At 65.8% G+C, this 20,417-nt stretch carries 18 protein-coding genes and 7 pseudogenes; 21 read left to right on the top strand and 4 right to left on the bottom strand.

Features of this window, described 5'->3' with window-relative positions:
• From BN9444_RS14910 to BN9444_RS00095, 6 genes and pseudogenes are all read left to right on the top strand, one after another.
• Nucleotides 1-158 (top strand): annotated as a pseudogene (locus BN9444_RS14910) (tRNA (adenosine(37)-N6)-threonylcarbamoyltransferase complex transferase subunit TsaD); the annotation flags it as partial.
• 322 nt (nt 159-480) lie between these two features.
• A complete protein-coding gene (locus BN9444_RS00110; protein WP_066486172.1) occupies nt 481-909 on the top strand; it encodes a hypothetical protein in 429 nt (142 codons plus the stop codon).
• A 239-nt stretch (nt 910-1,148) separates the two neighbouring features.
• Nucleotides 1,149-1,448: a co-chaperone GroES gene (gene groES / locus BN9444_RS00105; RefSeq protein ID WP_181734627.1), complete on the top strand. Its 300-nt coding sequence runs from the start codon at nt 1,149-1,151 to the stop codon at nt 1,446-1,448.
• A 6-nt stretch (nt 1,449-1,454) separates the two neighbouring features.
• A pseudogene (gene groL / locus BN9444_RS00100) lies at nt 1,455-2,981 on the top strand (chaperonin GroEL); the annotation flags it as partial.
• A pseudogene (locus tag BN9444_RS13960) lies at nt 2,960-3,223 on the top strand (hypothetical protein); the annotation flags it as partial. The pseudogenes groL and BN9444_RS13960, both read left to right, overlap by 22 nt.
• A gap of 143 nt (nt 3,224-3,366) precedes the next feature.
• Entirely contained in the window at nt 3,367-5,772 is a 2,406-nt protein-coding gene (locus tag BN9444_RS00095) for an excinuclease ABC subunit UvrA (protein WP_068801458.1), read from the top strand.
• Here BN9444_RS00095 and BN9444_RS00090 read toward each other — a convergent pair.
• Complete coding sequence (locus BN9444_RS00090) at nt 5,769-6,068, bottom strand: WhiB family transcriptional regulator (protein ID WP_066486158.1); 300 nt, start codon at nt 6,066-6,068, stop codon at nt 5,769-5,771. The two genes, BN9444_RS00095 and BN9444_RS00090, sit on opposite strands and share 4 nt — an antisense overlap.
• Nucleotides 6,069-6,355: 287 nt before the next feature.
• Between BN9444_RS00090 and BN9444_RS00085 the strand changes: the two genes are divergently transcribed.
• Together BN9444_RS00085 and BN9444_RS00080 are read left to right on the top strand one after the other, a co-directional pair.
• Entirely contained in the window at nt 6,356-6,928 is a 573-nt protein-coding gene (locus BN9444_RS00085; protein ID WP_068801221.1) for a sigma-70 family RNA polymerase sigma factor, read from the top strand.
• Nucleotides 6,929-6,967: 39 nt separating this feature from the next.
• Complete coding sequence (locus BN9444_RS00080) at nt 6,968-7,870, top strand: hypothetical protein (protein ID WP_068801220.1); 903 nt, start codon at nt 6,968-6,970, stop codon at nt 7,868-7,870.
• A 93-nt stretch (nt 7,871-7,963) separates the two neighbouring features.
• Here BN9444_RS00080 and BN9444_RS00075 read toward each other — a convergent pair whose 3' ends face one another.
• Nucleotides 7,964-8,335 (bottom strand): DUF5319 domain-containing protein, encoded by a 372-nt coding sequence (locus BN9444_RS00075; RefSeq protein ID WP_066486154.1) that lies wholly within the window; start codon nt 8,333-8,335, stop codon nt 7,964-7,966.
• Nucleotides 8,336-8,454: 119 nt separating this feature from the next.
• Here BN9444_RS00075 and guaB (BN9444_RS00070) point away from each other — a divergent pair, with 119 nt between their 5' ends.
• The 5 genes and pseudogenes from guaB (BN9444_RS00070) to BN9444_RS00055 all read left to right on the top strand — a co-directional run bounded on the left by guaB (BN9444_RS00070) (nt 8,455) and on the right by BN9444_RS00055 (nt 13,255).
• Nucleotides 8,455-9,975: an IMP dehydrogenase gene (gene guaB / locus BN9444_RS00070; RefSeq protein ID WP_066511062.1), complete on the top strand. Its 1,521-nt coding sequence runs from the start codon at nt 8,455-8,457 to the stop codon at nt 9,973-9,975.
• A 9-nt stretch (nt 9,976-9,984) separates the two neighbouring features.
• Nucleotides 9,985-10,881, top strand: a pseudogene (locus BN9444_RS15625) (GuaB3 family IMP dehydrogenase-related protein); the annotation flags it as partial.
• Nucleotides 10,882-10,884: 3 nt separating this feature from the next.
• Nucleotides 10,885-11,604: pseudogene (gene guaB, locus BN9444_RS15620) on the top strand (IMP dehydrogenase); the annotation flags it as partial.
• A 9-nt stretch (nt 11,605-11,613) separates the two neighbouring features.
• Entirely contained in the window at nt 11,614-12,750 is a 1,137-nt protein-coding gene (locus tag BN9444_RS00060; RefSeq protein ID WP_066486149.1) for a GuaB3 family IMP dehydrogenase-related protein, read from the top strand.
• A 31-nt stretch (nt 12,751-12,781) separates the two neighbouring features.
• Complete coding sequence (locus BN9444_RS00055; protein ID WP_066486146.1) at nt 12,782-13,255, top strand: phosphatase PAP2 family protein; 474 nt, start codon at nt 12,782-12,784, stop codon at nt 13,253-13,255.
• Here the strand turns inward: BN9444_RS00055 and BN9444_RS00050 are convergent.
• Nucleotides 13,252-14,124, bottom strand: coding sequence for an EamA family transporter (locus BN9444_RS00050; protein ID WP_068801218.1), 873 nt, complete (start codon nt 14,122-14,124; stop codon nt 13,252-13,254). The genes BN9444_RS00055 and BN9444_RS00050 overlap by 4 nt on opposite strands.
• Nucleotides 14,125-14,206: 82 nt before the next feature.
• On the opposite strand from BN9444_RS00050, the gene BN9444_RS00045 reads away from it, so the two are divergent.
• Nucleotides 14,207-15,088 (top strand): LysR family transcriptional regulator, encoded by an 882-nt coding sequence (locus tag BN9444_RS00045; RefSeq protein WP_066511053.1) that lies wholly within the window; start codon nt 14,207-14,209, stop codon nt 15,086-15,088.
• On the opposite strand, the gene BN9444_RS00040 is transcribed toward BN9444_RS00045, so the two are convergent.
• Entirely contained in the window at nt 15,085-15,414 is a 330-nt protein-coding gene (locus BN9444_RS00040; RefSeq protein ID WP_066486120.1) for a hypothetical protein, read from the bottom strand. The genes BN9444_RS00045 and BN9444_RS00040 overlap by 4 nt on opposite strands.
• 17 nt (nt 15,415-15,431) lie before the next feature.
• On the opposite strand from BN9444_RS00040, the gene guaA (BN9444_RS00035) reads away from it, so the two are divergent.
• The 7 genes and pseudogenes from guaA (BN9444_RS00035) to BN9444_RS00005 all read left to right on the top strand — a co-directional run.
• A complete protein-coding gene (gene guaA, locus BN9444_RS00035) occupies nt 15,432-17,000 on the top strand; it encodes a glutamine-hydrolyzing GMP synthase (protein WP_066486117.1) in 1,569 nt (522 codons plus the stop codon).
• Between the two features lie 62 nt (nt 17,001-17,062).
• Nucleotides 17,063-17,860, top strand: a pseudogene (gene guaA / locus BN9444_RS00030) (glutamine-hydrolyzing GMP synthase); the annotation flags it as partial.
• A 65-nt stretch (nt 17,861-17,925) separates the two neighbouring features.
• Nucleotides 17,926-18,402, top strand: coding sequence for an ASCH domain-containing protein (locus tag BN9444_RS00025; protein ID WP_068801217.1), 477 nt, complete (start codon nt 17,926-17,928; stop codon nt 18,400-18,402).
• A 146-nt stretch (nt 18,403-18,548) separates the two neighbouring features.
• Nucleotides 18,549-18,992 carry a 50S ribosomal protein L13 gene (gene rplM / locus BN9444_RS00020; RefSeq protein ID WP_066486240.1) on the top strand — a complete coding sequence of 148 codons (444 nt, stop codon included), beginning with the start codon at nt 18,549-18,551 and terminating at the stop codon, nt 18,990-18,992.
• Nucleotides 18,992-19,525, top strand: coding sequence for a 30S ribosomal protein S9 (rpsI, locus tag BN9444_RS00015; RefSeq protein ID WP_068801216.1), 534 nt, complete (start codon nt 18,992-18,994; stop codon nt 19,523-19,525). Before rplM ends, rpsI begins: the two co-directional genes overlap by 1 nt.
• A 345-nt stretch (nt 19,526-19,870) precedes the next feature.
• Complete coding sequence (locus BN9444_RS00010) at nt 19,871-20,050, top strand: hypothetical protein (RefSeq protein WP_068801215.1); 180 nt, start codon at nt 19,871-19,873, stop codon at nt 20,048-20,050.
• A 108-nt stretch (nt 20,051-20,158) separates the two neighbouring features.
• Nucleotides 20,159-20,417, top strand: a pseudogene (locus BN9444_RS00005) (phosphoglucosamine mutase); the annotation flags it as partial.

Below are 20,417 nucleotides of genomic sequence, written 5' to 3'. Positions count from 1 at the left end.
TGCGCGTCCCGCCGTTCCGCCTGTGCACGGACAATGGCGTGATGATCGCCGCCGTCGCCGCCCAGCTCATCCACGAGGGTGCGCAGCCTTCGGGTCTGGCCTGCGGTACGGACACGGCGCTCGAGGTCGAAACGCCGCTCGTCCTGCCGGTGGGGTAGCGGCCGACGCTGTGTTCCTTACACAGCGTTTGTACTCGATAGTGTCGACGTAACACTTCGAGGCCAGTCGTAGTAAACGACATCCGTGACTGCCACTTTCGCGCGCCTCGTTGAGGGTTTTCTTCCTTCCACAAGTCTGAGGACGTGTCCGTGACCACCCCGGTGGAAGGATAAAGCTCGGCCATGGGCGGCTCTTCGTTTTCGGGGAACGGCGGAGCGCGGCGTTGTACATGTATGTGAGAATGAATGTTCTCGGCGCGCGAAATTGCTCTCTGGGCGGTACGGTTTACATGATCCCGCCCCTTTCGCAAGGAGACATACTATGACCACCGGCTACCTCGTTAACCCGGACCTCACCCGCCGCCAGATCGACTTCGAGCTTGAGCACGCCCAGCAGTTCCTGGGCGGTGCTACGGAAGACCGCGTGGCCGTGGCTTTCCAGGATGACGGCTCGACGTACGCGGCACTGTTCAACCCGAATGCAAAGGCGGAGGGCGCCGAGCCGAACCCGGTGGCCTCGCTCGCGCGCAACGCCGCGGCGACGGGCAACTCGGCCTTCCTCCAGGATCCCATCCGTGCCATCTGCGGCCCGGTGATCTTCGTCGACGCCGAGGGGCAGGACGAGCCTATCGATGTCGTCATTGCCGCCGTGGAAAACGGCGTGCGCGCGGTGAAGAACTACCGCGAAGACCAGCCGGAGGAATACCAGCTGTGGCGCGCTGCGGTCATGAACTCCGACAAGCAGCTCTAACTCGTCCGGCGAGAATGCTCGCCCCCACAATCGGCCCGTCGCCCGCGTGATAAGCGCAGGTGGCGGGCCGTTCGCGCAGGGCGAACTTCCTGGCACTCGTTTGTGTTGAGAGCTAGCAGTCACGGGGGTAGAGTGCTAGGAAGGTTGTTTGACTCACAGTTGTTCACCCGCGACGACGGCTGTGCTGGCAGAAAAGAATGCAACCGGCACATACAACTACACTGATTCATTTCGAAAGGATCATCATGGCAAACATCAAGCCGCTGGAAGACAAGGTCCTCGTCCAGATCGTCGAAGCTGAGACCACCACCGCCTCTGGCCTGGTTATCCCGGACTCCGCCAAGGAGAAGCCGCAGGAGGCTACCGTCGTGGCCGTCGGCCCGGGCCGCACCAACGACAAGGGCGAGGTCATCCCGGTCGGCGTCAAGGAGGGCGACGTGGTCGTGTTCTCCAAGTACGGCGGAACCGAGCTGAAGTACGACGGCCAGGAGTACCTGCTGCTGTCGGCTCGCGACCTGCTCGCCGTCGTCGAAAAGTAGGCCCGTATGCCCAAACTTATTGCATTCGATCAGGAGGCTCGCGCGGGCATTCAGCGCGGCGTGGACACGCTTGCCGATGCCGTCAAGGTCACCCTCGGCCCCCGCGGCCGCAACGTTGTCTTGTCGAAGGCTTTTGGCGGCCCGACCGTCACCAATGACGGTGTGACCATCGCCCGCGACATCGATCTGGACGATCCGTTTGAGAATCTCGGTGCCCAGCTCGTGAAGTCCGTGGCTGTGAAGACCAACGACATCGCCGGTGACGGCACCACGACGGCGACGCTGCTCGCCCAGGCGCTCGTCTACGAGGGCCTGCGCAACGTGGCCGCCGGCGCCAACCCGGTCGAGCTCAACCGCGGTATTCAGGCCGCGGCGGAGAAGGCCGTGGAAGAGCTGAAGAAGCGCGCCACGCCGGTCGCGTCCTCGCGCGATATCGCGCAGGTCGCCACCGTCTCCTCCCGCGACTCGGAGGTCGGCGAGATGGTCGCCGGCGCCATGGATAAGGTGGGCAAGGACGGCGTCGTTACCGTCGAGGAGTCCCAGTCCATGGAGTCCACGGTCGACGTGACCGAGGGTATTTCTTTCGACAAGGGCTACCTCTCCCCGTACTTCGCGACGGAAGAGGAGACCTACAACGCGGTCCTCGACAACGCCGCAATCCTGCTGGTGCGCAACAAGATCTCCTCGCTGCCGGACTTCCTGCCGCTGCTCGAGAAGATCGCTGAGTCCTCCCGCCCGACGCTCATCATTGCCGAGGATATCGAGGGCGAGCCGCTTCAGGCACTCGTCGTCAACTCCATCCGCAAGACCCTTAAGGTCGCCGCCGTCAAGGCGCCGTACTTCGGCGAGCGCCGCAAGGGCTTCATGGATGACCTGGCTGTCGTCACCGGCGCCACCGTCGTCGACCCGGAGGTGGGCATCAACCTCAACGAGGTCGGTCTCGAGGTGCTGGGTTCTGCACGCCGCGTCACCGTCTCCAAGGAAGACACCGTCATCGTCGACGGTGCTGGCACCAAGGAGGCCGTCGAGGAGCGCCGCGAGCAGCTGCGCCGCGAGATTGAGCGCACGGACTCCACGTGGGACCGTGAGAAGCTCGAGGAGCGCTTGGCCAAGCTGTCCGGCGGTGTCGCGGTCATCCGCGTCGGCGCTGCAACCGAGACCGAGGTCAACGAGCGCAAGCTCCGCGTCGAGGACGCCATCAACGCGGCCCGCGCAGCTGTCGAGGAAGGCGTCATCGCTGGCGGCGGCTCCGCACTCGTCCAGATTTCCGCTGAGCTCGACAAATTCGCCGAGGACTTCGAGGGCGAGGCCAAGATCGGCGTGCTCTCCGTGGCCCGCGCGCTCACGCGTCCGGCCTACTGGATTGCCCAGAACGCCGGCCTGGACGGCTCCGTCGCCGTCGCGCACGTCGCTGACCTTGCCAACGGCGAGGGCCTCAACGCCGCGACGCTCGAGTACGGCAACCTCATCGAGCAGGGCATCATCGACCCGGTGAAGGTGACGCACTCCGNGGCGAGCGTCAGCGCCTCAAGCTCGCGGTCCACCTCGGCGAACTCGCCACAGCGCGCCGCGCGAAGAAGGCGCCCGCCGATCCCGTCGACGTCATCGTCCTCGACGAGCCGACTACCGGCCTCCATCTCGCGGACATCGACACGCTCGTGCGGCTCATCGACCGCTTCGTCGATGAGGGCATGACCGTCATCGCGGTCGAACACCACCTCGCCGTCGTCGCGCGCGCCGACCACGTCATCGATCTCGGGACCAGCGCCNCGCACGCATGATTCTCACGACCGAAGCCTCGGTCGTGGAGAAGCCTGCCGAGGAGACCCCGGCCCCCGCCGCCGGTCACCACCACTAATTAATCGGCTCGCCGCCAGCCCCGTCCACCCGTGGACGGGGTTGCACGCGTTTTATGATGATGCACGTGCATGATTTCATCCGTGTGACCGGCGCGCGCGATAACAACCTGCGCGGCGTCTCCGTCGACATCCCCAAGCGCCAGCTCACCGTCTTCACCGGCGTGTCGGGCTCCGGCAAGTCCTCTCTCGTTTTCGACACCATCGCCGCGGAGTCGCAGCGCCTGGTCAACGAGACCTACCCCGGCTTCGTCCAGGGCTTCATGCAATCCCTGCCGCGCCCGGATGTCGACCGCCTGGAGGGGCTCACCGCCGCCGTCATCGTGGGGCAGGAGCCCATGGCCGCCAACGCGCGCTCGACGTTTGGTACCGCCACGGACATCACGCCGGCGCTGCGCGTGCTCTTCTCCCGCGCCGCCGAGCCCCGCGCGGGCGGCCCCGGCGCCTACTCTTTCAACGTGCCCTCCGTCTCTGCCCAAGGCGGCATGTCCGTCAACGGAAAGAAGAAGGAGCTCACGCGATTCGAGAGGACCGGCGGCATGTGCCCCACGTGCGAGGGCCGCGGCACCGTCTCCGACATCGATCTTTCCGCCGTCGTGGACGAATCGCTCTTCCTTGACGACGGCGCCATCCTCCTACCCGGCCTCAAGGTCGGCTCGTGGACGTGGAAGGCCTACACCCAGTCCGGCCTCTATCCCACGGACGTCCCCGTCCGCGAGTTCACCGAGGAACAGCGGCACGCGCTGCTTGAACTCGACGGCATCAAGACGAAGCTGGGCGGCATCAACGTGAGCTACCAGGGCCTGCTGCCTCGCATGCGCGGCTCGATGCTCGCCAAGGACCCGGCGAGTCTCCAGAAGCACGTCCGAGAGTTCGTCGAGCGCGCCGTCCAGTTCGTGACCTGCCCCGCCTGCGAGGGCACGCGCCTGGCTCAGCACGCCCGCCACTCACAGCTCGCAGGTAAGTCCATCGCAGACGTCTGCGCGCTCGAGCTTTCCGATGCCCTCGCCTGGCTCGACGCCCTCAGTCTGCCGCAGGTCGCCCCGCTCGTCGACTCCATCGCGCAGTCCCTGCGCAACGCCATCGAGCTGGGGCTAGGTTATCTCACGCTCGACCGCCCAGCGGGCACGCTGTCTGGTGGCGAGGCGCAGCGCACCCGCATGGTGCGACACCTCTCATCGGCGCTCACGGATGCCATCTACGTCTTCGACGAGCCGACCGCCGGCCTTCACCCGCACGACATCGCGCGGCTCGGCCGCCTGCTGCTCGTGCTGCGCGACAAGGGCAACACCGTCCTCGTCGTCGAGCACAAGCCGGAAATTATCGAGCTCGCCGATTACGTCGTGGATCTCGGACCCGGCGCCGGCAGTGAGGGCGGCGAAATCATGTTCGCCGGCACCGTCGCCGAGTTGCGCGCAGTCGCCGCCGCTGGCGCGTCGGCGGAGTCTGCAACGAGCCGTCACCTCGCCGACCGCGCCCACTTTAAAGACACCGTGCGCGAGCCCACCGGCGCCATCGAGGTCCGCGGCGCGTCGAAGAATAATCTGCGCGACGTCGACGTCGACATCCCGCGCGGCGTCTTCACGTGCATCACAGGCATCGCGGGCTCCGGCAAGTCCTCACTCATGGACTGCCTGCCGGGTTCGTTCCTGCTCGTGGACCAGAAACCCATCAAGGGCTCGCGCCGCTCCAATCCCGCGACGTACACCGGCGCGCTCGATTCCATCCGCAGCGCCTTTGCCAAGGCCAATGGCGTCAAACCCGCGCTCTTCTCCGCGAACTCTGAGGGCGCGTGCCCGAACTGCAACGGCGCCGGCACGGTCTTCGTCGAACTCGGCTTCATGTCCGGCGTCGACGTGCCCTGCGAAGTCTGCGAAGGCCGACGCTTCGCCGACGCCGTCCTCGACTTCCGGCTCACCGCCGGCGAGGAGTCACTCACTATCGCAGACGTCCTCGAGCTGCCCGCCGCCCGCGCCGCCGAGTTCCTCCGCGCCGCGAAGGTCACCGCCGCCGCGCGCATCTGCGACGACCTCGTCGCCGTGGGGCTTAGCTACCTCACGCTCGGACAGTCGCTCACCACGCTCTCGGGCGGCGAGCGTCAGCGCCTCAAGCTCGCGGTCCACCTCGGCGAACTCGCCACAGCGCGCCGCGCGAAGAAGGCGCCCGCCGATCCCGTCGACGTCATCGTCCTCGACGAGCCGACTACCGGCCTCCATCTCGCGGACATCGACACGCTCGTGCGGCTCATCGACCGCTTCGTCGATGAGGGCATGACCGTCATCGCGGTCGAACACCACCTCGCCGTCGTCGCGCGCGCCGACCACGTCATCGATCTCGGGACCAGCGCCGGCAGCGCCGGCGGCCGCGTTATCGCGCAGGCAAGCCCCCGCGCACTCGCCGCCGACCCCGGCGACAGTCTCACCGGAAAGTATCTGGCGACGTATGTCGAGGGGGCATCGGCAAGCTAGACGGTGACCTTGGCGCGGTTGCGGCGGGAACGCAGCGCAATGGTGCGCTCGGTCTCGCTCATGCCGCCCCACACGCCGTAAGGCTCAGCCGAGGCGAGCGCATGCTCGCGGCACAGCTCAATGACGGGGCAGCCGCTGCAAATCGCCTTGGCACGGTTCTCGCGCTGGGCACGCGCGCGGCCGCGCTCGCCGTCCGGATGGTAGAAAACGTCCGAGTTCTCGCCACGGCACGCGCCGTGCAATTGCCACTCCCACAGCTCGGAAGTAGGTCCCGGCAGGAATTGAGGCTGAGCCACGTTCCTTCTGTCTCCTTGTGTTAGACCTTCACGCATCGCGGCGTGTCGTACGAGATAGGAAGTGTCTACCCGCGACATGAACGGTTGTTGAACCGTGGGTTGCCTTCGCATGGCGTGCGGTGTGCGGCGCCGCGCCGGAGGGGGTCTACCTGCGAAGATAAGAAAGGTTAAAGATTGGTGAATTTTCCTCCTTCTTTAAAACCCACGCGGCTGTTTGTGTTTCTTTCACGAGATTGTGCCAATATGTTAAAAGCTGGGAACGACTTTCGCGTGAGGGATGGTGACAAGTGAGCGACACCGACTCTGAGCTCGACGGCCTGGTGCCGTTGGCCGTTGACGGTAATAAACGTGCGCTGCAGAAGCTTCTCGCGATTATTTATCCGCAGGTGCTGCGCTATTGCCGTGCGCGCATTGGCGGCGGGCGTCAGCCCACGGCCGAAGACGTGACGCAGGAAATCTGCCTCGCCGTCTCCACCGCCATTTCTGGCTACGAAGACAAAGGACGCCCGTTTATGTCGTTCGTCTACGGCATCGCGTTTAACAAGGTGACAGATGCGCACCGAGCGATGGGTCGTGACCATTCCCTGCCCACCGAGGACGTCCCGGATTCCACTGCGACGGAGAACACTCCCGAGGAAGCGGCTTTAGAAGCCGACGGAAGTAACAAGGTGCGCGCGTTGCTCGATACATTAAGCGACAAGGCCCGCGACATCGTTATTCTCCGCGTCTTCGTCGGTCTCTCCGCAGAAGAGACGGCGGAGATCGTCGGTTCAACTCCAGGCGCGGTCCGTGTTGCGCAGCATCGTGCGCTATCCCAACTGCGTAAAGCCGTTTCCTCTCAGCAGGCTGAGCGCGCGTGATTTCATTAATATTTTATATCCAGGAAAGGAGTGAGCTGAATGGCTAAGCGCAATGATGCGGAGACCCAAGACATCGCCGCACAGCTCCAGCCGCTCGTCGATGACGACGCATTCCTCACCGAACTTTCCTTGGGCAACGATCCCTCAGCGGGCGACGACCCGCTGGCAGCGCTGTTCCTCGAACTGCGTGACGAAGTCGAGGCTCCCATGCCGCCAGCACCCGTTGTTGAGGGCGCGGACCAAGAGCCCGAAGTAATCTCTCTTGCTGCCGCGCGGCGTCGCCGTCGCGTCAGCCCCTGGGCCTCCGGTCTTATCGGGGCTGCCGCTGCGACCGTGCTTCTCGCGGGGTCTGGCGCTGTGATCTATAACGCCGGTCCCGGCTCGCCGCTTCATGGTCTCAACGAGTCCGTCTTTGGCAAGTCGCAGGACGCTGCAGAGGTGGAGCTCGCCTCCTCGCTCGAGGAGATGCAGGACAAGGTTGCCCAAGGCGATATCGAGGGCGCGCGTGCCGTACTGTCCGATACGCGCAAGAAGCTCAAGGATCCGTCTCCTGAGGTCGTGGCCAAGCTGGAGGCCGCTGAAAAGCGTCTCGAGCAGCAGCGCAGCCAGAAAATCACGGTGACGGTTACCGTGACGCCCCCGGCTTCCGATGCCCCCTCGTCCACCGCCGAGCCCGGCACCGTCACGCAGACCCTCGTCCAGACGGAAACCGTCCAGGCTCCGAGCCAAGGCGAGGAAGGCATCGGTTCGACTGAGCCGTCCGCGGACGGAGGTACGTCGGCGACGCAGGCCCCGGAACCGCTGCAGACGGAGACCGCCGTGGCCGATGATCCGAACATGGGCGTCTCCAACGGCGGTAACTCCGGTAACGCGGGCAATTCTGCTGCCGATGCCGTCCGTGACGCCAACGGCGACCGCGTCGGCGCCGCAGACGACATCTAGGCCGACGACACCGACAGCGAAGAACCCGGCGACCACATGGTCGCCGGGTTTGTCGTGTTGCACGCTGCGTGTGGCGCGTGCGTTGCGGCGGGGCTAGCGGCCCTCGAGTCCGTCGAGGTAGCCCAGCGCGTAGTCCCACGGGACGTAGCGCGACGGGTCGGGCTGGGCGCCGGGCTCATGGACGGGCGCGAGCTCGTTGCCCAGCGTCGAGCGCATGTTGGCGGCCATGATGTCCCACTCGTAGAAGTGGTCTTCGCCGCAGTCTTCGCAGAAGAAGAACACGCCGTCGACGCCGCGGGGGCCGAGGACGCGGGCGAATTCCTGGACGAGCTTTAGGTCGTGTTCGACCGCGGCGCGTTCCTCAGGGCTCAACGGCTCGACGGTGTCCTCTTCTTCCAAGAAGGACGCGGGGTCGTTGGGATCATCCGCGAAGGGATCGCGGGGCATATTCGCGAAAAAGTTCACCCGATCGAGCCTAGGGGGCCGTGCGCTATTGCGCAATTCCCCCTTGAGAGTCGAAAAGACTACAGTAAAAGGCACTATCAGCCTTGTTTGATGCCGCATATGTTAGGAGACTGCTTCGCATGACCGATTCTCGTATTCACACCGGTGGGGACGACCCGAATAAGGTTGCTCTCTACGGCTTGACCTTTGACGATGTCCTTCTGCTTCCGGCCGAATCCAACATCGTTCCTTCCGAGGTAGAGACGTCGGCTCAATTCACGCGCAATATTCGCCTGGGCGTCCCACTGGTATCGGCCGCGATGGACACCGTTACCGAGGCGCGGATGGCTATTGCGATGGCCCGCCAGGGCGGCATCGGCGTGCTCCACCGCAACCTGTCCACGGAGGATCAAGCACAGCAGGTAGAGATTGTGAAGCGCTCCGAATCGGGCATGGTCACGGATCCGGTCACCGCGACGCCGGATATGACCATCCAGGAAGTCGACGACCTCTGCGCCCGCTTCCGCATCTCCGGCCTGCCGGTAGTCGACGCGGATGGCATCCTGTTGGGTATCTGCACCAACCGCGACATGCGCTTCGAGCCGGACTACTCGCGCAAGGTCTCTGAGATTATGACGCCCATGCCGCTCGTCGTCGCCAAGGAAGGTGTGACGAAGGACGAGGCGCTGGCGTTGCTTTCCACCAATAAGGTTGAAAAACTGCCCATCGTCGACGCGAACAACAAGCTCGTCGGCCTTATCACCGTCAAGGACTTCGTCAAGACCGAGCAGTTCCCCAACGCTTCGAAGGACGACTCCGGCCGCCTGCTCGTTGCCGCGGGCATCGGCACCGGCGAGGACGCGTACAACCGCGCCGGCGCACTCGTCGACGCGGGCGTCGACGTCCTCGTCGTCGACTCCGCCCACGCGCACAACAACCGCGTGCTCGAGATGGTCTCCCGCGTGCAGAAGGACTTCGGTGCGAAGATCGACGTCGTGGGCGGCAACCTCGCCACCCGCGAGGCGGCGCGCGACATGATCGCCGCTGGCGCGGACGCCATCAAGGTCGGCATCGGCCCGGGCTCCATCTGCACCACCCGCGTGGTCGCTGGCGTCGGCGCGCCGCAGATTACCGCCATCATGGAAGCCGCCGCGGTCGCGGGCCCGGCGGGCATCCCGATCATCGGCGACGGCGGCATGCAGTACTCTGGCGACATCGCCAAGGCACTCGCGGCCGGTGCTGACACCGTCATGCTCGGCTCCATGTTCGCTGGCACCACCGAGGCCCCCGGCGACATCGTCGTCGTGAACGGCAAGCAGTACAAGCGCTACCGCGGCATGGGCTCCATGGGCGCCATGCAGGGCCGTGGCCTGTCCGGCGAGAAGCGTTCCTTCTCCAAGGACCGCTACTTCCAGGCAGACGTCAAGAGCGAGGACAAGCTCGTGCCGGAAGGCGTGGAGGGACGCGTGCCGTTCCGCGGCGACATGGATGCCATCGTTCACCAGGTCATCGGCGGCCTGCGTGCCTCGATGGGCTACACCGGTTCCGCGAACCTCGAGGAGCTCAAGACCAAGCGCTTCGTGCAGATTACCGCCGCGGGTCTCAAGGAATCCCACCCGCACCACCTGCAGCAGATCATCGAAGCCCCGAACTACCGCTAAGGATTATCCATGCGCGACTACGTTGAAATTGGCATCGGCCGCGAGGCTCGCCGCACCTACGACCTAGCGCAGGTCTCGCTCGTCCCGACCCGCCGCACTCGTTCCTCGAAAGACGTCGACACCACCTGGCACATCGACGCCTACACCTTCGACACCCCGCTCGTCTCGCACCCCACGGATGCGCTGGCGACGCCGGAGTTCATCATCGAGATGGGCAAGCAAGGCGGCCTAGGCGTCATCAACGCCGAGGGCCTGTGGGGACGCCACGAGGACCTCGAGGGTGCGCTGGCCCGCGTCGCCGAGAACTCCACCGACCTGTCGGTACTCCAAGAGCTCCACGCGGCTCCGCTTAACGAGGAGCTGCTCGCCGAGCGCATCGCGCAGGTTCGTGATGCCGGTGTGACCGTGGCCGTGCGCGTCTCGCCGCAGCGTGCCCGTGAGCTCGCTCCCGTCGTCATCAAGGCGGGCGCGGAGATCCTGTTTATCCAGGGCACGCTCATTTCCGCTGAGCACGTCCAGCAGGGCGGGGAGCCGCTCAACCTCAAGGAGTTCATCGGCTCCATCGATACCCCGGTTATCGCGGGCGGCGTGGCGGATTACACCACCGCCCTGCACCTCATGCGCGCGGGCGCGGCGGGCATCATCGTCGGCTCCGGCGTGAACACCAACGCGGAGACCGTGGGTATCGACGTGCCCATGGCCACCACCATCGCAGACGTTGCTGCCGCGCGCCGCGACTATCTTGACGAGACCGGTGGCCGCTACGTCCACATCCTCGCTGATGGAGACATCTTCACCTCCGCGGACATCGCCAAGGCCATTGCTTGCGGTGCCGATGCCGTCGTGCTCGGCCCCGTCCTCGCCCGCGCGGCCGAGGCTGGCGGCCAGGGCTTCTACTGGCCGTCGANCGTGCTCGAGATGGTCTCCCGCGTGCAGAAGGACTTCGGTGCGAAGATCGACGTCGTGGGCGGCAACCTCGCCACCCGCGAGGCGGCGCGCGACATGATCGCCGCTGGCGCGGACGCCATCAAGGTCGGCATCGGCCCGGGCTCCATCTGCACCACCCGCGTGGTCGCTGGCGTCGGCGCGCCGCAGATTACCGCCATCATGGAAGCCGCCGCGGTCGCGGGCCCGGCGGGCATCCCGATCATCGGCGACGGCGGCATGCAGTACTCTGGCGACATCGCCAAGGCACTCGCGGCCGGTGCTGACACCGTCATGCTCGGCTCCATGTTCGCTGGCACCACCGAGGCCCCCGGCGACATCGTCGTCGTGAACGGCAAGCAGTACAAGCGCTACCGCGGCATGGGCTCCATGGGCGCCATGCAGGGCCGTGGCCTGTCCGGCGAGAAGCGTTCCTTCTCCAAGGACCGCTACTTCCAGGCAGACGTCAAGAGCGAGGACAAGCTCGTGCCGGAAGGCGTGGAGGGACGCGTGCCGTTCCGCGGCGACATGGATGCCATCGTTCACCAGGTCATCGGCGGCCTGCGTGCCTCGATGGGCTACACCGGTTCCGCGAACCTCGAGGAGCTCAAGACCAAGCGCTTCGTGCAGATTACCGCCGCGGGTCTCAAGGAATCCCACCCGCACCACCTGCAGCAGATCATCGAAGCCCCGAACTACCGCTAAGGATTATCCATGCGCGACTACGTTGAAATTGGCATCGGCCGCGAGGCTCGCCGCACCTACGACCTAGCGCAGGTCTCGCTCGTCCCGACCCGCCGCACTCGTTCCTCGAAAGACGTCGACACCACCTGGCACATCGACGCCTACACCTTCGACACCCCGCTCGTCTCGCACCCCACGGATGCGCTGGCGACGCCGGAGTTCATCATCGAGATGGGCAAGCAAGGCGGCCTAGGCGTCATCAACGCCGAGGGCCTGTGGGGACGCCACGAGGACCTCGAGGGTGCGCTGGCCCGCGTCGCCGAGAACTCCACCGACCTGTCGGTACTCCAAGAGCTCCACGCGGCTCCGCTTAACGAGGAGCTGCTCGCCGAGCGCATCGCGCAGGTTCGTGATGCCGGTGTGACCGTGGCCGTGCGCGTCTCGCCGCAGCGTGCCCGTGAGCTCGCTCCCGTCGTCATCAAGGCGGGCGCGGAGATCCTGTTTATCCAGGGCACGCTCATTTCCGCTGAGCACGTCCAGCAGGGCGGGGAGCCGCTCAACCTCAAGGAGTTCATCGGCTCCATCGATACCCCGGTTATCGCGGGCGGCGTGGCGGATTACACCACCGCCCTGCACCTCATGCGCGCGGGCGCGGCGGGCATCATCGTCGGCTCCGGCGTGAACACCAACGCGGAGACCGTGGGTATCGACGTGCCCATGGCCACCACCATCGCAGACGTTGCTGCCGCGCGCCGCGACTATCTTGACGAGACCGGTGGCCGCTACGTCCACATCCTCGCTGATGGAGACATCTTCACCTCCGCGGACATCGCCAAGGCCATTGCTTGCGGTGCCGATGCCGTCGTGCTCGGCCCCGTCCTCGCCCGCGCGGCCGAGGCTGGCGGCCAGGGCTTCTACTGGCCGTCGACGGCGGGCCACCCGCGCTTCCCGCGCGGCGTCATCGAGTCCTCGGATCTCTACTCGCTCGAGGTGCTTCCCGATGCCTCCGTGGCGGCCGATCGCCCCAGCCTCGAGGTCGTCCTTCACGGCCCGTCCAACGAGCCGCATGGCTTGCTCAACCTGGTCGGCGGCTTGAAGCGCGCCATGGCCAAGTGTGGGTACACCGATCTGAAGGCTTTCCAGAAGGTCGGTCTCGCCGTCCGTTAACGCGGCGTCTTTCCCGCGTGCGCATCTCACTATGGATCAAGCAGTATTAGATTTCGTTTACAACCATCGCATCGAGTGGCTTAACGATCCCACCGTCATCTTCAGCCACCTGTTGACACCGCGTTGGCTCTTCCTCGCGGTGTTGGCGTGGGGGCTGTATTCGCGACGCTGGAGTCCGGCCTTCGCAGTGGGACTGGGCGAGGTCACCGCGTTGGTTCTCAAATGGATCATCGACCGGCCGCGTCCGCCGGAGTTCTACCAGCTGACCCAGGTCGTGGATTCCGGCATGCCCTCGGCGCACACGGTCGCCATCTTTGCGCTGGCGATGGTCATTCGCAAGCCGTGGGCGTGGGCATTCGCCGTAGCTAGCGCGCTGGCTCGTATGTATGTGGGCGTGCACTGGCTCACCGATATTTTGGTCGGCGTGGTCATCGGCGTGGCGGTGGGGGCGTTTGTCTCCTGGGGCTCGCGTCCACGCAGCGGCGTCAAAGTCGCCGACCTCTAACAGCTAACAGGCTCCAGGGACGCGGGTTTCTTCGGTCGCCGGCGGCTCGTCGTCAGGGTCTGGAGAATTGACGCGGCAACGACCAGGCACACCGCTGCTCCCTTGAGCACCGTGACCGGCTGGGCGAGTAACAGCCACCCGAAGAACGCGGCGAAGACGGGCTCGAGCGCGATAAGCACGGAGAAGGCATTAGGCGTCAAGCCGCGCAAGGCCGCGAGCTCGAGCGAGTAGGGGATGAGCGAGGCAAGCAGCCCCGTGCCCGCTGCGAGCAGCAACAGCGACGGGTCGGTGGTAATGGTCGCGGCTCCCGGTGCCCCCAGGGGCACCAGCACCACCCCACCCAGAAGCAGCGCTACGGCGAGTCCGCCTTGGCCTGGAACGAGCCTGCCCGCGCGTTGGGAAGCGAGGATGTAACAGACCCAAAACCCTCCAGCGATGAGCGCAAAGACGGCGCCTACCGGATCGAGCGTGGAACCCGTGAGCGAGTCCAACCCGAGCAAAGCTATGCCGCAGAGAGCGAGGAGGACGCAGAGGGCATCGGCAAGCGAACGCGAGAGCACCGCGGCAAGCAGGAGAGGGCCGAGGAACTCGATGGTTATGGCTGTGCCCAGCGGGATGCGGCCGATGGCCGCGTAGAAGAAGCCATTCATGAGTCCGAGCGACGCGCCAAACAGCACGACAGCGCCCCATTGCGTGCGTGTCCAGCGGCTAACGCGCGGGCGCACCAGCGCGCATAGCAGCATCCCAGCGGTGACGAGGCGCACGATAGCGGTTCCCCACGTGCTGGCAACAGGAAACAGCTGGACGGTGAGGGCGGCGCCGAGCTGGAGCGAGATACACGAGCCGATGATGCACAGGATTTCCTTCATGCGTCTAGTGTGACGGATAGCAAACCGTCGGACTAACTAAACTTTACGCAGATTAACTGTTAGAGATGCTAACCTTTTGGGCATGTTGGATCTCCGTCGCCTGCGTATCCTCGCCGAGCTGCGACGGCTTGGGACCGTCACCGCTGTGGCGGACTCGCTGCACTACACGCATTCGGCGGTCTCGCAGCAGCTCGCGGCGTGCGAACGCGACGCGGGAGCGCGGCTGACGGAGCGCGTGGGCCGGCGCCTGCGGCTCACGGAGCAGGGCGAGGTGCTCGCAGACTACGCCGAACGCATGCTCGCGCTGGCCGATGAGGCCGCGTCCGCCGTCGCCGCGTCGACGTCACAGGTGCACGGGACGATCCGGGTGACGAGTTTTCAAACGGTTCTCTCCTCCCTCTTGCCCGCGGCCCTGACCCAGCTGGCCGTCGAGTTCCCTGAACTAACAGTCGAGGTCATCCAACACGATATGTACACCGCCGCGGAGCTGCTCGTGCGCCGTGAGGTCGACCTCATTCTCGGCGAGGATTATCCGGGCGACGTCCCGCCGACGGACGGAAACATGCACCGCGAGACGCTCACGCGCGACCCGATGTACCTCATCACGCCGGAGACCGGCCCTTGGTCGGGCTTGGAGCTGCCGGAGCTGGAGGGCGTGCCCTTTGCCATCGACCCTCCGGATCAGGCCGTCGGGCATTTTGCTCGAGCGCTGTGCCGCCGGCATGGGTTCGAGCCGAATTTCGCCTTTCAGACGCCAGATCCGTTTCTGCACGCCCATCTCGTGCGGGGCGGCCACGCGGTATCGATCGTGCCGGAGTTGCTGCTGCCCAACATCTTTGGCGTCCGCGTCGTTGAGCTTCCCGGGCGACTCGCGCGCACGCTGTACACCGCAGTTTCTGTCGGCCGCGAGCATCACCCCGCGCTGGTGGCGTTCCGCGCGGCGCTCGCGGCGGCCGCGCGTTAGTCGTCGAGGAAAATCCAGCGGCCCTCGTTATCGAAAGTGAGCTTCGTCGACATGGGGGAGCGCGCGATGTCGCGGTCACCGAACGTCACCATGCCGTCGTTCATTGGGACGTGTTCCGCGATTCCGTCGCGCCACAGCGTCACCTCGTCGTCGCGGACCGCGAACGCGTCCCACTCGTGGCCGAAGAGCTCTTCCGCCGTGACCGTGACGGGCGGGATGCCCGCCTCGTCGAGCACGCCCGTGAGCCCGGCGGTCGTCGGCGCAGCGTGGCATCCGGCGAGCGCGCACACCAACGCGACGGCTGGGGGAAGAAGACAGGGGCGCATGCGTTAGACTGTAGCGCGTGACTACTACTCATCCACGCCCCGTCCTCGTCGTGGACTTTGGCGCCCAGTACGCGCAGCTTATTGCTCGCCGCGTGCGCGAGGCCAACATCTACTCCGAGGTCGTCCCGAATTCCGCATCTGTAGAAGAAATCAAGGCCAAGAACCCGGCCGCGCTCGTCCTCTCCGGCGGTCCTTCGTCGGTCTACGAGGATGGCGCCCCGGTGCTCAAGCCGGAGCTGCTCGAGCTGGGCATCCCGGTCTTTGGCATCTGCTATGGCTTCCAGGCCATGACGCAGGCACTCGGCGGCACCGTCGCTGCGACCGGCGCCCGCGAGTACGGCCGCACCGAGATCACCGTCTCCGGCGGCGTCCTGCACGAGGGTCTCGAAGAAAAGCACAACGCTTGGATGTCCCACGGTGACTCCGTGACGAAGGCCCCGGAGGGCTTCGAGGTCACCGCGACCTCTGCCGGTGCCCCAGTCGCCGCGTTCGAGTGCCTGACCAAGCACATGGCCGGCGTCCAGTACCACCCGGAGGTCATGCACTCCGACCATGGTCAGAAGGTGCTTACCCGCTTCCTCACCGAGGTCGCTGGCCTCGAACAGAACTGGACCGCGGACAACATCGCTGATCAGCTCATCGAGCAGGTCCGCGAGCAGGTCGGCCCGGACGGCCGCGCGATTTGCGGCTTGTCGGGCGGCGTGGATTCCGCCGTGGCTGCTGCCCTCGTGCAGCGCGCCATCGGCGACCGCCTCACCTGCGTCTTCGTCGACCACGGCCTGCTGCGTGCGGGCGAGCGCGAGCAGGTCGAGCACGACTTCGTCGAGTCGACGGGCGCGAAGCTCGTCACTGTCGACGAGCGCGAGGCTTTCCTCAACAAGCTCGCCGGCGTCACGGAGCCGGAGGCCAAGCGCAAGGCCATCGGCGCGGAGTTCATCCGCTCCTTCGAGCGCGCCGTCGCAGGCGTGCTTGCCGATGCCCCCGCTAACTCCACCGTCGATTTCCTCGTCCAGGGCACCTTGTACCCGGACGTCGTGGAGTCCGGCGGCGGCGACGGCACCGCGAATATCAAGAGCCACCACAACGTGGGCGGTCTGCCGGACGACGTCGAGTTCACCCTTGTCGAGCCGCTGCGCCTCCTGTTCAAGGACGAGGTCCGCGCCGTGGGCCGCGAGCTCGGACTGCCGGACGAGATCGTCGGCCGCCAGCCGTTCCCGGGCCCGGGCCTGGGCATCCGCATTATTGGCGAGGTCACCGCAGACCGTTTGGAGACGCTGCGCCAGGCCGACCTTATTGCGCGCACGGAGCTTACCGCTGCTGGCCTCGATAACGAGATCTGGCAGTGCCCGGTCGTGCTGCTCGCCGACGTCCGCTCCGTGGGTGTCCAGGGCGACGGCCGCACCTACGGCCACCCGATCGTCCTGCGTCCGGTGTCTTCTGAGGACGCCATGACCGCGGACTGGACCCGCCTGCCGTACGACGTGCTGGAGAAGATCTCCACGCGCATCACGAACGAAGTGAAAGACGTCAACCGCGTCGTGCTGGACTGCACGTCCAAGCCGCCGGGAACCATCGAGTGGGAATAATCCCGCCTGCCACGCAGCGCCTCGCCGAACTTCGGCGGGGCGCTGCGCGCGTTTAGACTGNTGCGGGCGAGCGCGAGCAGGTCGAGCACGACTTCGTCGAGTCGACGGGCGCGAAGCTCGTCACTGTCGACGAGCGCGAGGCTTTCCTCAACAAGCTCGCCGGCGTCACGGAGCCGGAGGCCAAGCGCAAGGCCATCGGCGCGGAGTTCATCCGCTCCTTCGAGCGCGCCGTCGCAGGCGTGCTTGCCGATGCCCCCGCTAACTCCACCGTCGATTTCCTCGTCCAGGGCACCTTGTACCCGGACGTCGTGGAGTCCGGCGGCGGCGACGGCACCGCGAATATCAAGAGCCACCACAACGTGGGCGGTCTGCCGGACGACGTCGAGTTCACCCTTGTCGAGCCGCTGCGCCTCCTGTTCAAGGACGAGGTCCGCGCCGTGGGCCGCGAGCTCGGACTGCCGGACGAGATCGTCGGCCGCCAGCCGTTCCCGGGCCCGGGCCTGGGCATCCGCATTATTGGCGAGGTCACCGCAGACCGTTTGGAGACGCTGCGCCAGGCCGACCTTATTGCGCGCACGGAGCTTACCGCTGCTGGCCTCGATAACGAGATCTGGCAGTGCCCGGTCGTGCTGCTCGCCGACGTCCGCTCCGTGGGTGTCCAGGGCGACGGCCGCACCTACGGCCACCCGATCGTCCTGCGTCCGGTGTCTTCTGAGGACGCCATGACCGCGGACTGGACCCGCCTGCCGTACGACGTGCTGGAGAAGATCTCCACGCGCATCACGAACGAAGTGAAAGACGTCAACCGCGTCGTGCTGGACTGCACGTCCAAGCCGCCGGGAACCATCGAGTGGGAATAATCCCGCCTGCCACGCAGCGCCTCGCCGAACTTCGGCGGGGCGCTGCGCGCGTTTAGACTGTTGCCATGACCGAATTCAACGGCTTCACCCTGGGCGAGTACGGCCTGCCCGGCCCGCTGCGCGACGAGCTCGTCGCTGCCATCCTTGCTGGCGCAAAGACCGCAACGTCCTCTCTCCACGCCGCGTACGGCGACGAGCCTCTGCCACGCGTGGGCGAGGGCGAGATCCTCCTCGACTCCGCGGGTGCGCCCGTCGCGGTCCTGCGCACCACCGACGTCGAGCTGCGCGCATTTGGCGACATCGACGCTGACTTCGCCCGCGCCGAGGGCGAGGGCTTTACCGATGTCGCCGCCTGGCGCGCCGCCCACGCGGACTTCTGGCGCGAGCACCCGCTTTCCGATGCCTCCCTCGTCGTCACCCAGCGCATCGCCCTCGTCGCGGTCCTCGGCCAGCCCATCACACGCGCTCATCCCGCGGATGCCGCGGTGCTCGCCCGGCTCGGGGAATACGGCGTTTTGGGTTTTAGCCGCTGGTCGGGTTAGAATTTTCATCCTGTGTGTTCTTCGCGCGCGCTGTGATGTGCTGCGCGAGCTTCCTCCTACAGGTCTCCACCGGCCGCTGCAGTGGGGAAGTCAAGGTTCACAGCGATGGCCGGCAGCCTACTTAAGAGACTTTTAAAGGAGTCATCTTGTCTACTTTCCACCCGAAGAGCGGTGACATCACCCGCCAGTGGTACGTCATCGACGCTACCGATGTGGTGCTGGGCAAGCTTGCTTCCACCGCGGCAGATATGCTGCGTGGCAAGCACAAGCCGCAGTACGCACCCAACGTTGATTGCGGCGACCACATCGTCATCATCAACGCCGACAAGGTCCACGTGTCCTCCAACAAGCGTGAGCGCGAGATGCGTTACCGCCACTCTGGCTACCCGGGTGGTCTGAAGACCATGACCCTGGGCCAGTCCCTGGACACCAACCCGGTCCGCGTCATCGAAGAAGCTGTGCGTGGCATGATGCCGCACAACAAGCTCAATGACGCCGCCGTCAAGAAGCTCCACGTCTTCGCAGGCGAGGAGCACCCGTACGCCGGTCAGAAGCCGGAGACCTTCGAGTTTAAGCAGGTGGCACAGTAATGACCGAGCAGAACATCGACAACAACGTAGCCGACGCTGCTGACATCGCTGCAGCTACCGCCGCAACCGAGGAGTTCACCAACACCATCGGTGACCAGCTCGCACCGGCCGCTGAGGAGACCGAGGCTGCTGCCCCGGCGTACTACGAGGGCCCGATCCAGACCGTCGGTCGTCGTAAGCGCGCCGTCGCCCGCGTCCGCATGGTCGCTGGCTCTGGCGAGATCGTCGTCAACGGTCGTTCCTTCGACAACTACTTCCCGAACAAGCTGCACCAGCAGGACATCCTCCTTCCGCTGACGCTGCTTGAGCGTGAGGGTCAGTTCGACATCAAGGTCACCGTCAACGGTGGCGGCCCGACCGGCCAGGCTGGCGCACTGCGTCTGGCCATCGCCCGCGCACTCAACGTCTACAACCCGGGTGACCGCGCTGCCCTGAAGAAGGCCGGCCTGCTCACTCGTGACGCTCGTGCCGTGGAGCGCAAGAAGGCTGGTCTGCACAAGGCACGTCGTGCCCCGCAGTACTCCAAGCGTTAATCTTTGCTCTTACTGCGTGTCTGCCGCTGCTTCCCGCGTGGAAGCGGCGGCTTTCGCCGTTTTCCAGCTCGCCCCACGGGCCGCTGGGTAGCATGACAGGCAGGGAGCTCATTCTCAACGCCTATTCCACCGTGCGCGAGGAGGTCCCCTTTATAGGACGCGGACCTGGCGCGCGATGGGGGCATCGGCAGCCTTGCGGAGTGGGCGCGGGAGGCCAACACATCGCCCTCTTTCCGGACGGGACGCTGTGCAATGCCGGGGGTGAGCACGTGCTCGACCCCTCGCGGCTCACGGACCCTACCTTCCACGGCGTTCCCCCTCCCGCCGCCGTGCTCGTCGCAGGAGATGTGCGAGGCGTGGGAGCGCGCCTTCTCGCTGCGGCGCTCCCAGGGTGCGCCGATCCCGGATACGGCGCGTGAGCTTACTGGGCAGGAAGAAGGCATCCTGCTTGAGCGCTACCACGCCTGTACGTGGTTCATGGAATCCCTCCCGCCGAGCTACGACCGCGTAGACCGGTCGACCTAGTAGCAGCACATCCAGAACCCGGCTCGCACGGCGTGCGAGGGGGCATGAGCAGGGGGTGACTCTGCCCTAACGAGGAGCAGGCTGCACCTACGGTGCATAATTGAACACATGACTCGACTCTTTGGTACCGACGGAGTTCGCGGCCTCGCGAACCAGAAGCTGACACCGATCCTGGCCTTGAAGCTGGGGCAGGCGGCCGCCGAGGTGTTCACGGGCGACCGCGAATCCTTCGAGCGCCGCCCGCTCGCCATCATCGGACGCGACCCGCGCGTCTCCGGCGAGATGCTCGACGCCGCCATCGCCTCGGGCCTCGCCTCCCGCGGTGTCGACGTGCTGCGCGTGGGCGTGCTGCCCACCCCGGCCGTCG

Origin of the sequence: Corynebacterium phoceense (genome assembly GCF_900092335.1) — a bacterium.
GTDB classification, from domain to species: domain Bacteria; phylum Actinomycetota; class Actinomycetes; order Mycobacteriales; family Mycobacteriaceae; genus Corynebacterium; species Corynebacterium phoceense.
Note: the sequence above shows the minus strand (reverse complement) of the source record. Positions and strands in the feature narration are given on the sequence as shown.